This is a genomic window from Comamonadaceae bacterium OTU4NAUVB1 (assembly GCA_024372625.1).
In the GTDB taxonomy this organism is placed as follows: Bacteria; Pseudomonadota; Gammaproteobacteria; order Burkholderiales; family Burkholderiaceae_C; genus Variovorax.
In genome coordinates this window covers 2,957,678-2,971,356 of the sequence record CP099605.1, presented here as the reverse complement: position 1 = coordinate 2,971,356, position 13,679 = coordinate 2,957,678, and the positions used below count along the sequence as shown (strand labels likewise).

At 67.7% G+C, this 13,679-nt stretch carries 6 protein-coding genes; all 6 read left to right on the top strand.

The window, feature by feature from the left end; all coding sequences use genetic code 11:
• Positions 1–125: 125 nt before the first annotated feature.
• Complete coding sequence (gene rpoB / locus NF681_17270) at positions 126–4,250, top strand: DNA-directed RNA polymerase subunit beta (GenBank protein ID UST54013.1); 4,125 nt, start codon at positions 126–128, stop codon at positions 4,248–4,250.
• Between the two features lie 20 nt (positions 4,251–4,270).
• Entirely contained in the window at positions 4,271–8,512 is a 4,242-nt protein-coding gene (rpoC, locus tag NF681_17265) for a DNA-directed RNA polymerase subunit beta' (protein UST54012.1), read from the top strand.
• Positions 8,513–8,620: 108 nt separating this feature from the next.
• The gene (locus NF681_17260) at positions 8,621–9,253 is read left to right on the top strand and encodes a lema family protein (GenBank protein ID UST54011.1); all 633 of its coding nucleotides are present in this window, start codon (positions 8,621–8,623) and stop codon (positions 9,251–9,253) included.
• A gap of 149 nt (positions 9,254–9,402) precedes the next feature.
• Positions 9,403–10,665 carry a 16S rRNA (cytosine(967)-C(5))-methyltransferase RsmB gene (gene rsmB / locus NF681_17255; protein UST55822.1) on the top strand — a complete coding sequence of 421 codons (1,263 nt, stop codon included), beginning with the start codon at positions 9,403–9,405 and terminating at the stop codon, positions 10,663–10,665.
• Positions 10,616–11,308, top strand: coding sequence for a DUF4390 domain-containing protein (locus NF681_17250; protein ID UST54010.1), 693 nt, complete (start codon positions 10,616–10,618; stop codon positions 11,306–11,308). The genes rsmB and NF681_17250 overlap by 50 nt, the downstream gene beginning before the upstream one ends.
• Positions 11,305–13,653, top strand: coding sequence for an ATP-binding protein (locus NF681_17245; GenBank protein UST54009.1), 2,349 nt, complete (start codon positions 11,305–11,307; stop codon positions 13,651–13,653). Before NF681_17250 ends, NF681_17245 begins: the two co-directional genes overlap by 4 nt.
• The last annotated feature ends 26 nt before the right edge of the window (positions 13,654–13,679 follow it).

Below are 13,679 nucleotides of genomic sequence, written 5' to 3'. Positions count from 1 at the left end.
ACCCTTGGTTCGGGCGATGTGCAACGCATCGCCGTCCGCCAACGGCTGGTAGTGGCCAGCCGCCAAGGAGCACGGTGCGCGAGCATCGGACTAAGTCGCTGAAGATTTCAAGCCCCGGAGCTCTCATGGCCCAAACGTCCTCCTACAGCTACACCGAACGCAAGCGCATCCGAAAGAACTTCGGCAACCGCGACAGCGTCGTCGAGATTCCCTACCTCCTGCAGATGCAGAAGGATGCCTACACCGCTTTCCTGCAAGCCGGCATCGCTCCGACCAAGCGCACCATCGACGGCCTCCAGGCCGCATTCACCGCCGCGTTCCCGATCGTTTCGCACAACGGTTTCGTGGAGATGAAGTTCCTCGAGTACAACCTGGCGAAGCCGGCGTTCGACGTGCGCGAGTGCCAGACCCGTGGCCTGACCTTCGCATCGGCCGTGCGCGCCAAGGTGCAGCTCATCATCTATGACCGCGAGTCGTCGACATCGCAGTCGAAGGTCGTGAAGGAAGTGAAGGAGCAGGAGGTCTACATGGGCGAAGTGCCGCTCATGACCGAGAAGGGCTCGTTCATCATCAACGGCACCGAGCGCGTCATCGTGTCGCAGCTCCACCGCTCGCCGGGCGTGTTCTTCGAGCACGACAAGGGCAAGACCCACAGCTCGGGCAAGCTCCTGTTCTCCGCGCGCGTGATTCCCTACCGTGGTTCGTGGCTCGATTTCGAGTTCGATCCCAAGGACATGCTGTACTTCCGCGTCGACCGCCGCCGCAAGATGCCCGTCACGATCCTGCTCAAGGCCATCGGCCTGAACCCGGAATCGATCCTCGCGAACTTCTTCGTGAACGACAACTTCCGCCTGATGGACAGCGGCGCGCAGATGGAATTCGTCGCCGAGCGCCTGCGCGGCGAGGTCGCGCGCTTCGACATCACCGACAAGGCCGGCAAGGTCGTGGTCGCCAAGGACAAGCGCATCACCGCCCGCCACACGCGCGAGCTCGAGCAATCGGAGACCACCCACATCAGCGTGCCGGAAGACTTCCTGGTCGGCCGCGTGGTGGCGCGCAACATCGTCGACGGCGACACGGGCGAGATCCTGGCCAAGGCCAACGACGAACTGACGGAAGCGCTGCTCAAGAAGCTGCGCACCGCCGGCGTGCAGGATCTGCAGGTCATCTACACCAACGAACTCGACCAGGGCGCCTACATCTCGCAGACGCTGCGCATCGACGAGACGGTCGACGAGTTCGCCGCGCGCGTGGCCATCTACCGCATGATGCGCCCCGGCGAGCCGCCGACCGAAGACGCCGTGCAGGCCCTGTTCCAGCGCCTGTTCTACAACCCGGACACGTACGACCTGTCGCGCGTGGGCCGCATGAAGTTCAACGCCAAGGTCGGTCGCGACGAGTCGACCGGCCCGATGGTGCTGACCAACGAGGACATCCTGCACGTCGTCAAGATCCTGGTGGACCTGCGCAACGGCAACGGCGAGGTCGACGACATCGACCACCTCGGCAACCGCCGCGTGCGTTGCGTCGGCGAACTGGCCGAGAACCAGTACCGCACCGGCCTGGCGCGCATCGAGAAGGCCGTGAAGGAGCGTCTGGGTCAGGCGGAGCAGGAACCCCTGATGCCGCACGACCTGATCAACAGCAAGCCCATCTCGGCCGCGTTGAAGGAATTCTTCGGCGCGTCGCAGCTCTCGCAGTTCATGGACCAGACCAATCCGCTGTCCGAGATCACGCACAAGCGTCGCGTCTCGGCCCTCGGCCCGGGCGGTCTGACGCGCGAGCGCGCCGGCTTCGAGGTGCGCGACGTGCACGTAACCCACTACGGTCGCGTCTGCCCGATCGAGACGCCCGAAGGCCCGAACATCGGCCTGATCAATTCGCTGGCCCTGTATGCCCGCCTGAACGAGTACGGCTTCATCGAGACGCCGTACCGCCGCGTGGTCGACAGCAAGGTCACGATGGACATCGACTACCTGTCGGCCATCGAGGAAGGCAAATACGTCATCGCCCAGGCCAACGCGGCACTGGACAAGGACGGCGTGCTGACCGGCGATCTGGTGTCGGCCCGCGAAGCCGGTGAATCGATCCTGGTGGGCGCCGAGCGGGTCCAGTACATGGACGTCTCGCCCGCGCAGATCGTCTCGGTGGCAGCCTCGCTCGTGCCCTTCCTGGAGCACGACGACGCCAACCGCGCGCTGATGGGCGCCAACATGCAGCGCCAGGCCGTGCCGGTGCTGCGTCCCGAGAAGCCGTTCGTCGGCACCGGCATCGAGCGCGTCTCCGCGGTCGACTCCGGCACCGTGGTCACCGCCACGCGCGGCGGCATCGTCGACTACGTCGATGCGACGCGTGTCGTGGTGCGCGTGAACGACGCGGAAGCCGCGGCCGGCGAGGTCGGCGTGGACATCTACAACCTGATCAAGTACCAGCGTTCGAACCAGAACACCAACATCCACCAGCGTCCGATCGTCCAGCGCGGCGACAAGATCGCCAAGGGCGACGTGGTGGCCGACGGTGCCTCGACCGACCTGGGCGAACTGGCCCTCGGCCAGAACATGCTGATCGGCTTCATGCCCTGGAACGGCTACAACTTCGAAGACTCGATCCTGATCTCCGAACGCGTGGTCGCCGAGGACCGCTACACCTCGATCCACATCGAGGAGCTGGTGGTGATGGCGCGCGACACCAAGCTGGGCGCCGAGGAAATCACGCGCGACATCCCGAACCTGGCCGAGCAGCAGCTCAACCGCCTGGACGAGTCCGGAATCATCTACGTGGGTGCCGAGGTCATGCCCGGCGACACGCTGGTGGGCAAGGTCACGCCCAAGGGCGAGACCACGCTGACGCCGGAAGAGAAGCTGCTGCGCGCGATCTTCGGCGAGAAGGCCTCCGACGTGAAGGACACCTCGCTGCGCGTCGACCAGGGCTCGCAAGGCACGGTCATCGACGTGCAGGTGTTCACCCGAGAGGGCATCCAGCGCGACAAGCGCGCCCAGCAGATCATCGACGACGAGCTCAAGCGCTTCCGCCTCGACCTAAACGACCAGCTGCGCATCGTCGAGGCCGACGCGTTCGACCGGATCGAGAAACTGCTCAACGGCAAGACCGCCAACGGCGGCCCGAACAAGCTGGCCAAGGGCACCAAGCTCGACAAGGCCTACCTGTCGTCGATCGAGAAGTTCCACTGGTTCGACATCCGTCCGGCGGAGGACGACGTGGCCTCGCAGCTCGAGTCGATCAAGAACTCGCTGGAGCAGACGCGCCACAGCTTCGACCTCGCCTTCGAGGAAAAGCGCAAGAAGCTCACGCAGGGTGACGAGCTGCCCGCGGGCGTGCTCAAGATGGTCAAGGTCTACCTGGCCGTCAAGCGCCGCCTGCAGCCGGGCGACAAGATGGCCGGCCGCCACGGCAACAAGGGCGTGGTCTCCAAGATCGTTCCGGTCGAGGACATGCCCCACATGGCCGACGGCACGCCGTGCGACATCTGCCTGAATCCGCTGGGCGTGCCCTCGCGGATGAACGTCGGCCAGGTCCTGGAAGTGCATTTGGGCTGGGCCGGCAAGGGCGTCGGCCAGCGCATCGGCGACCTGCTCCAGGCCGAGTCCAAGATCGCCGAACTGCGCGCGTTCCTGGACCAGCTCTACAACGGCTCCGGCCGCAAGGAGGATCTGGCCCAGCTGAGCGACACCGAGGTGCTGGAGATGGCGGCCAACCTGTCGAGCGGCGCCACCTTCGCGACGCCGGTGTTCGACGGCGCCTCCGAGGAAGAGATCCGCGGCATGCTCAAGCTCGCCTATCCGGACGAGATCGCCAAGCTCAAGGGCCTGACCGAGACGCGCACGCAGGCCTACCTGTACGACGGGCGCACCGGCGAGCAGTTCGAGCGTCCGGTCACCGTCGGCTACATGCACTTCCTGAAGCTGCACCACCTGGTGGACGACAAGATGCATGCCCGCTCCACGGGTCCGTACTCGCTCGTCACCCAGCAGCCCCTGGGCGGCAAGGCCCAGTTCGGCGGCCAGCGCTTCGGCGAGATGGAAGTGTGGGCGCTGGAAGCCTATGGCGCCGCCTACGTGCTGCAGGAAATGCTGACGGTGAAGTCCGACGACGTCGTGGGCCGCACCAAGGTGTACGAGTCCATCGTCAAGGGCGAACACTCCATCGAAGCCGGCATGCCGGAATCGTTCAATGTGCTGGTCAAGGAAATCCGTTCCCTGGGCCTGGACATCGAACTCGAACGTTCATAAGCAGACAAGGAAAGAGTCACATGAAGTCATTACTCGACCTGTTCAAGCAATTCACGCCCGACGAGCATTTCGATGCCATCAAGATCGGCATGGCCTCGCCGGAGAAGATCCGTTCGTGGTCGTTCGGCGAGGTGAAGAAGCCCGAGACGATCAACTACCGCACCTTCAAGCCCGAGCGCGACGGCCTGTTCTGCGCCAAGATCTTCGGCCCCATCAAGGACTACGAGTGCCTGTGCGGCAAGTACAAGCGCCTGAAGCACCGTGGCGTCATCTGCGAGAAGTGCGGCGTCGAAGTCACGCAGACCAAGGTCCGCCGCGAGCGCATGGGTCACATCGACCTGGCCGCACCGTGCGCGCACATCTGGTTCCTGAAGTCGCTGCCGTCGCGCCTGGGCCTGGTGCTCGACATGACGCTGCGTGACATCGAGCGCGTGCTGTACTTCGAAGCCTACGTGATCACCGACCCCGGCATGACCCCGCTGAAGAAGCGCGACATCATGTCCGAGGACGACTACGACACCAAGCGCCGCGAGTTCGGCGACGAGTTCGTCGCCAAGATGGGCGCTGAAGGCATCCGTGACCTGCTCGAGGGCATCGAGCTCGACAGCGAGATCGAGCGCCTGCGTGGCGACCTGACCGGCTCCGAAGTCAAGGTCAAGAAGAACTCCAAGCGCCTGAAGGTGCTGGAGGCCTTCCGCAAGTCGGGCATCAAGCCGCAATGGATGGTGCTGGAAGTGCTGCCCGTGCTGCCGCCGGACCTGCGTCCGCTGGTGCCGCTGGACGGTGGCCGCTTCGCGACCTCCGACCTGAACGACCTGTACCGCCGCGTCATCAACCGCAATTCGCGCCTGCGCCGTCTGCTGGAGCTGAAGGCCCCGGAGATCATCGCGCGCAACGAGAAGCGGATGCTGCAGGAAGCGGTCGATTCGCTGCTGGACAACGGCCGCCGAGGCAAGGCCATGACGGGCGCCAACAAGCGCGCGCTGAAGTCGCTGGCCGACATGATCAAGGGCAAGTCGGGTCGCTTCCGGCAGAACCTGCTGGGCAAGCGCGTCGACTACTCGGGCCGTTCGGTCATCGTGGTGGGCCCGACGCTCAAGCTGCACCAGTGCGGCCTGCCCAAGCTGATGGCGCTCGAACTCTTCAAGCCGTTCATCTTCTCGCGCCTCGAGGCCATGGGCATCGCGACGACGATCAAGGCGGCCAAGAAGGAAGTCGAATCCGGCACGCCGGTGGTGTGGGACATCCTCGAGGAGGTGATCCGCGAGCATCCCGTGATGCTCAACCGCGCCCCCACGCTGCACCGCCTGGGCATCCAGGCGTTCGAGCCGATCCTGATCGAAGGCAAGGCGATCCAGCTGCACCCGCTCGTCTGCGCGGCGTTCAACGCCGACTTCGACGGCGACCAGATGGCCGTCCACGTGCCGCTGTCGGTGGAAGCGCAGATGGAAGCCCGCACGCTGATGCTGGCCTCCAACAACGTGCTGTTCCCGGCTTCGGGCGAACCCTCGATCGTGCCGTCGCAGGACGTGGTGCTGGGCCTGTACTACACGACCCGCGACCGCATCAACGGCAAGGGCGAGGGCCTGATCTTCTCCGACCTCGGTGAAGTCCAGCGCGCGCTCGACGCCAACGAGGTCGAACTGACCGCCAAGATCTCCGTGCGCATCACCGAGTACACGAAGGACAAGGAAACCGGCGAATTCACGCCGTCGACCTCGCTCGTCTACACGACCGTGGGCCGCGCGCTGCTCTCCGAGATCCTGCCCAAGGGACTGCCGTTCTCCAACATCAACAAGGCGCTGAAGAAGAAGGAGATCTCCAAGCTCATCAACGTCTCGTTCCGCAAGTGCGGCCTGAAGGAGACCGTGGTGTTCGCCGACAAGCTGCTGCAAAACGGCTTCCGCCTGGCGACGAAGGCCGGCATCTCCATCGCCATCGACGACATGCTGGTGCCCGCCGAGAAGCACGGTATCATCGACCGCTCGGCCAAGGAAGTGAAGGAGATCGAGCAGCAGTACGTCTCCGGCCTGGTGACGTCCGGCGAGCGCTACAACAAGGTGGTGGACATCTGGGGCAAGGCCGGCGACGAGGTGTCGAAGGTCATGATGGCCAAGCTGTCCAAGCAGAAGGTCATCGACCGCCACGGCAAGGAAGTCGAGCAGGAGTCGTTCAACTCCATCTACATGATGGCCGACTCGGGCGCGCGCGGTTCCGCCGCGCAGATCCGCCAGGTCGCCGGCATGCGGGGCCTGATGGCGAAGCCCGACGGCTCCATCATCGAGACGCCCATCACCGCGAATTTCCGCGAAGGCCTCAACGTGCTGGAGTACTTCATCTCCACGCACGGCGCCCGAAAGGGCCTGGCCGACACGGCGCTCAAGACCGCGAACTCGGGCTACCTCACGCGTCGCCTGGTCGACGTGACGCAGGACCTGGTCGTGATCGAGCAGGATTGCGGCACGCACGGTGGCTATCTGATGCGCGCCATCGTCGAGGGCGGCGAGGTCATCGAGTCGCTGCGCGACCGCATCCTGGGCCGTTCCGCCGCCGACGACGTGCTGCATCCCGAGACGCAGGCCGTGCTGCTCAACGCCGGCCAGATGTTCGACGAGGACAACATCGAGATGCTCGAGGCGCAGGGCGTCGACGAGGTCAAGGTGCGCACCGCGCTCACGTGCGAGACGCGCTTCGGCATTTGCGCGACCTGCTACGGCCGCGACCTGGGCCGCGGTGGCCTGATCAACATCGGCGAAGCGGTCGGCGTGATCGCCGCGCAGTCGATCGGCGAACCCGGCACGCAGCTGACGATGCGGACCTTCCACATCGGCGGCGCCGCCTCGCGCGCGGCCATCGCCTCCAGCGTGGAAGCCAAGTCGAACGGCTCGATCGGCTTCAACGCCACGATGCGCTACGTGACCAACAGCAAGGGCGAGCTGGTGGTGATCTCGCGTTCGGGCGAGATCGTCATCCACGACGAGCACGGTCGCGAGCGCGAACGCCACAAGGTGCCTTACGGCGCCGTGCTGGCGATCAAGGCCGACCAGCAGGTCAAGGCCGGTGCCATCCTCGCCAACTGGGATCCGCTCACGCGCCCCATCATCACGGAATTCGCCGGCCAGGCGAAGTTCGAGAACGTCGAGGAAGGCCTCACCGTGGCCAAGCAGGTCGACGAGGTGACCGGCCTGTCCACCCTCGTGGTGATCGATCCGAAGCGCCGCGGCGCGGCCAAGGTCGTGCGTCCGCAGGTGAAGCTGGTCGATGCCCAGGGCCAGGAGGTGAAGATCCCCGGCACCGACCACTCGGTGACCATCGGCTTCCCGATCGGCGCCCTGGTGCAGATCCGCGACGGCCAGGACGTGGGTCCGGGCGAGGTGCTGGCGCGCATTCCGGTCGAAGGCCAGAAGACGCGCGACATCACCGGCGGTCTGCCCCGCGTGGCCGAGCTGTTCGAGGCCCGCTCGCCCAAGGACAAGGGCATGCTGGCGGAGATGACCGGCACGGTGTCGTTCGGCAAGGAGACCAAGGGCAAGCTGCGCCTGCAGATCACCGACCCGGAAGGCAACGTCTACGAGGAACTCGTGCCCAAGGAGAAGAACATCCTGGTGCACGAGGGCCAGGTGGTGAACAAGGGCGAGAGCGTGGTCGACGGACCGGCGGACCCGCAGGACATCCTGCGCCTGCTGGGCTCGGAGGAACTCGCGCGCTACATCGTCGACGAGGTGCAGGACGTCTATCGCCTGCAGGGCGTGAAGATCAACGACAAGCACATCGAGGTGATCGTTCGCCAGATGCTGCGCCGTGTCGTGGTCGACAACATCGGCGACACCACCTACATCTCCGGCGAACAGATCGAACGCAGCGAAATGCTCAACACCAACGACGCCCTGCGCGCCGAAGGCAAGATCCCCGCGACGTTCACCAACCTGCTGCTGGGCATCACGAAGGCGTCGCTGTCGACCGACTCGTTCATCTCCGCCGCATCGTTCCAGGAGACGACGCGCGTGCTGACCGAAGCGGCCATCATGGGCAAGCGCGACGAGCTGCGCGGTCTGAAGGAGAACGTCATCGTCGGTCGCCTGATCCCCGCGGGCACCGGCATGGCGTACCACCAGGCACGCAAGGCCAAGGACCTCATGGACGAGGCCGAGCGCCGTGCGATCGCCGACTCCGAGGCCGCCGAACTGGCCGGCTCCGGCAGCGACGACGCCACCACCACGGCGACGACCGCCGACGCGAGCGAAGGCGCCGCAGCCGAGTAATCCGGGTGCCTTGCGTTCGACCCCTGGTGGCCGGTCCATGACCGGCCACCTGCTGCGCCCCCTTTCCGCTCGCGGAAAGGGGGCGTTTCTACGACAGGAGCTCCCGCCATGATCCACGTCCCCGAATCCTTCGGCTACTGGGTCGGCGCCGCCGTGCTGCTGTTCTGGTTCGTCGGTGCCTACAACCGCCTGGTGCGCCTGCGCTCGGCGACGCTGCAGGCCTACGCGGTGCTCGATGCCGCGCTGGTGCGGCAACTCGACTTCGTCCAGGCGCAGGCCGTGGCGGCGCTGGCGACCCACGCCGGAACCGCCGGGGTGCCCCGGGAGGCGTCGGTCGAGGCCTCCGGCGCGCACGTCGCGGTCACGGTCGCGCCCGGTCCCGGCGCGGCCGCCTACGTCTCCCTCAAGGCCACCACCACCCAGCTGTCGACCCTGCTCGCGACGACGCGTCTGCGCCCGCTCGACGGACAGCGCATGGCCGCGCTCGACACCGCGCTGCACGTGATGCTGGGGGTCTGGCAGGCCTTGCATCCCGACGCCGTGGTGCGCTTCGCCACCGCCGCCGTCGGCGAGGAGGCCGCCGGACTGCCCATCGCATGGCCCGAACCCTCGCCGGACGCGGAGGTCGCGCGCGGACAGTTCAACCTGGCCGTGGCGAATTACAACCGGGCGATCCGGCAGTTCCCGGCCGTGCTCGTGGCCTGGGTGATGCGGATGCAGGGCGCCGCACCGTTGCGCTGATGCACCGGCCGGTCTTTCGACTCCTTTACCATCGGCGCAACTTGTCCCAAGACTCTCCTCCTCATTCCACCGCCGTGCCCGTCGCGCAGCCGCCGCTGTGGCGGCAGCTCCAGCTGACCGCGGGCGCGTTGGCCGCCATCCGTGGCGGCATGTCGGGCTCGGTCGCCTTCGAGGCCATCGAGCCGGCGCTGCGCCCGGGTGTCCAGTCGTTGGGATTCCAGGTGCTGCGCCGGCTCGGTCGCGCCGAGGCACTGCGCCGCCACCTCGCCAAGCGCACGCCGCCGCCGCAGGCCGATGCCCTGCTGTGCACCGCCCTGGCGCTCGCCTGGGACCCCGCCGTGGCGCCCTACGAGCCCTTCACGCTGGTCGACCAGGCGGTCGAGGCCGCCAAGCGCAATCCGGCCACGCGCGCGCAGGCCAGCTTCGTCAACGCCTGCCTGCGCCGGTTCCTGCGCGAGCGCGACGAACTCGTCGCCGCCACGGACCACGAGCCGGTCGCCCAGTGGAACCACCCGCGCTGGTGGATCGAGCGCCTGCGGCACGACCATCCGCGCGACTGGCAGCGCGTGCTGCAGGCGAGCAACCGGCAGGCGCCGATGACCCTGCGGGTCAATGCGCGCAGGACGAGCGTCGCGGCCTACCTCGAGGCCCTGCGCGGCATCGGAGTCGACGCGATGCCGGTCGGCGCGAGCGGGCTGCAGCTGTCGCAGGCACGCCCGGTACAGCAGCTGCCGGGGTTCGGGGCGGGTGACAGTTCGGTCCAGGACGCGGCGGCGCAGCTTGCCGCGCCGCTGCTCATGAAGGGCCTCGCGCCGGCCGTCGCCGGCATGCCGCTGCGCGTCCTCGACGCCTGCGCGGCGCCCGGCGGCAAGACCGCGCACCTGCTCGAACTGGCCGGCGCGGTGCCGCTCGAGGTGACGGCCATCGAAGTCGATGCCGTGCGCAGCCAGCGCATCGGCGAGACCCTCGCCCGCCTGGGCCTGGAGGCACGGGTGCGGGTGGCCGATGCCGGTCGTCCGGCCACGTGGTGGGACGGCACGCCCTTCGACGCCATCCTGCTCGACGCACCCTGCACGGCCTCGGGCATCGTGCGGCGCCACCCGGACGTGCGCTGGCTGCGGCGCGAGAGCGACACCGGGCAGCTCGCGCTGCAGCAGGCGATGCTCCTGGCCGCACTGTGGCCCCTGGTGCGTCCGGGCGGTCGTCTGCTCTATTGCACCTGTTCGGTGTTCCGCGACGAAGGCTCGCACCAGATCGAGTCGTTCCTTGCACACAACACCGATGCGCGATTGAAGCCGTCGCCGGGGCATTTGCTGCCGCAGTCGGGCGCGAATGCCCACGGCGTCCCGGACAATGCCCTCGGTGACCACGACGGCTTCTTCTACGCACTGCTCGAAAAGACCTCACGCTGACCTTTCTCCGTCGGCGAGCGCCCAGCCGCGTGGGCGGCGCGAGGTCCTCCAGGGCCTGCTGCTCCTGGGCGTCGTCGCCTCGATCGCCGTGCCGCCGACGCGGGCACGGGCACAGACGCCCCACAACGCCACCATCACGCAGATGCGGCTCGAACGCGGCGACGACGGCATCTACCTCAACGCGCATGTCGACTTCCAGCTGCCGCTGCTGATCCAGGAGGTGCTCGAGAAGGGCATCGCGATCCACTTCGTCGCCGAGGCCGATGTCTACCGCGAGCGCTGGTACTGGACCGACCGCCGCGTCGCCCAGTCGACGCGCCAGGTGCGCCTGGCCTTCCAGCCCCTCACGCGCCGCTGGCGCGTCAACGCGGTCGCGGGCAACGGGAGCGCGGGACTGGGCGTCCAGCTCAACCAGAATTTCGACACCCTCGACGACGCGCTCGAGGGCGTGAGGCGCATCGGCCGGCTGCGCCTGGGCGATGCCGGAGAGATCGCCGAGGACACGACCTACCTCGTGGCGTTCCGCTTCCGGCTCGACACCTCCCAGCTGCCGCGGCCGTTCCAGATCGGCGTGGTGGGCCTGGCCGACTGGGACATCTCGGTCGATCGCAGCGCGCGCCTGGCGCTGGAGAAGGCGTCATGACGCCGCAGCGCGGGCCGTCACCGGTTCCCGCCGGCGCGGGGGAAAGCGTGCCGCGCGCCGCGCGCCGGGCCAAGGCGGTGCGCTGGACCATCGGCGTGATCGCGGCGCTGGTCACGGCGATCGGCCTGGTGTTGATGTTCCTGCTCGCGGTATCGACCAACAACCGTGTCTTCTACGAGGAGAACTACACCCGGCTCTTCGGCATCAACGTGGTGGTCGCGACGCTGCTGCTGCTGGTGATCGGCTGGGTCGCGGTGCGACTGGTGCGCCGGCTGCGACAGGGCAAGTTCGGCAGCCGGCTGCTGATCAAGCTGGCGGCCATCTTCGCGCTGGTGGGCGTGGTGCCGGGCGTGCTGGTGTACTTCGTCTCCTACCAGTTCGTCTCGCGCTCGATCGAGAGCTGGTTCGACGTCAAGGTCGAGGGCGCGCTCGACGCCGGCCTCAACCTCGGGCGAGCCACGCTGGACTCGCTTTCGGACGACCTGGCGGTCAAGACGCGCGCGGCCAGCGGCCAGCTCTCGCAGGTGGCCGATGCCAGCGCCGGTCTGGCGCTCGAGCGCATCCGCGACCAGCTCGGTGCCAGCGACGTCGTGCTGTGGACCGGCACCGGTCAGGTCGTCGCCGGCGCGGGCGCCTCGCGCTTCCAGCTCAATCCCGAGCGGCCGACGCAGCAGCAGTTTCGGCAGGTGCGCGCCGATCGCCCCATCGCGCACATCGAGGGTCTGGACGAAGCGCCCGCGGTGCAGGGCGCCGCGCCGCCGAGCGCGGTCGTGCGGGCGCTGGCGCTGGTGCAGCGCCCGGGCTTCGAATTCAACACCGAGCCGCGCTACCTGCAGGTGACGCTGCCGCTGCCGCCGGCGGTGGTGGCCAATGCCCTGGCCGTGCAGGAGGCCAACCGCGAATACCAGGAACGCTCGCTCGCGCGGGAGGGGCTGCGGCGCATGTACATCGGCACGCTCACGCTGTGCCTGTTCCTGGCGGTGTTCGGTGCCGTGCTGCTGGCGGTGCTGTTCGGCAACGGCCTCGCGCGGCCGCTGCTGGTGCTGGCCGACGGCGTGCGCCAGGTCGCCGCCGGCGACCTGCGTCCGACGGCGGTGCTGCGCGGCAAGGACGAACTCGGTGGCCTCACGCGCTCGTTCGCCGTCATGACCCAGCAGCTCGCCGACGCGCGCGCGGCCGTGGAGAAGACCGTGGGCGAACTCGACGCCGCGCGCGGCAACCTGCAGACCATCCTGGACAACCTCACGTCCGGGGTGATCGTGCTCGACGCCGCCGGCACCGTGCTCTCCACCAATCCCGGGGCTACCCGCGTCCTGCGCGCGCCCCTGGCCGCCTTCGAGGGGCGCCCGCTGCGCGACGTGCCGGGTCTGGCGGACTTCGCGCACAACGTCCAGCAGCAGTTCGACGACTTCGAGGTCGAACGCATCCAGCACGGGCTCGACCACTGGCAGCACGCCTTCGAGCTGCGCGCGAGCAGCTTCGACATGGAGCAGGACGCCATCAGCCTGGTCGCGCGCGGCGCCGAACTCCCCGGGGCCGAGCGCCTCCTGGTCTTCGACGACATCTCGGAGATCGCCTCGGCGCAACGCGCCCAGGCCTGGGGCGAGGTCGCGCGCCGGCTCGCGCACGAGATCAAGAACCCGCTCACGCCGATCCAGCTGTCGGCCGAGCGGCTGGAGATGAAACTCTCGGGCAAGGTCGCGCCGCCGGAGCAGGCGATCCTCACGAAGTCGGTCAAGACCATCGTCGACCAGGTCGACGCGATGAAGCGGCTGGTCAACGAATTCCGCGACTATGCGCGCCTGCCGGCGGCCGACCTGCGTCCCGTCGACCTCAACACGCTGGTGGCCGACGTGCTGCAGCTCTACGCCGCCGACACCTTGCCCGTGGTGCTGCGCTGCGAGCTCGACGAGCGTTGCCCCCCGGTGCGCGGCGATGCCCAGCAGATCCGCCAGATCATCCACAACCTGCTGCAGAACGCCCAGGACGCCGCCGAGGCCGCCATGACCGCCACCGGCCGCGCCGGCGAAGTCACGCTGCGCACGCGACTGGGCGATTCGGGCCGGCGCGTGCGCCTGACGGTGCAGGACACCGGCCCCGGCTTCGCCGAGCACATCCTCAAGCGCGCCTTCGAGCCCTACGTCACCACCAAGACCAAGGGCACCGGGCTCGGCCTGGCCGTGGTCAAGAAGATCGCCGAGGAGCACGGCGCCCGCATCGAGCTGTCGAATCGTGTTACCGACGGCGTGACGACCGGTGCGCAAGTCTCGCTATCATTTGCGCTGGCCGAAGAGCCGCCGGGAGCGCTCGCTCACACCGACGAAGCCAGACCATCCATCGGCTGAGCGCCATCGACGAGGCGCTCTTCAAA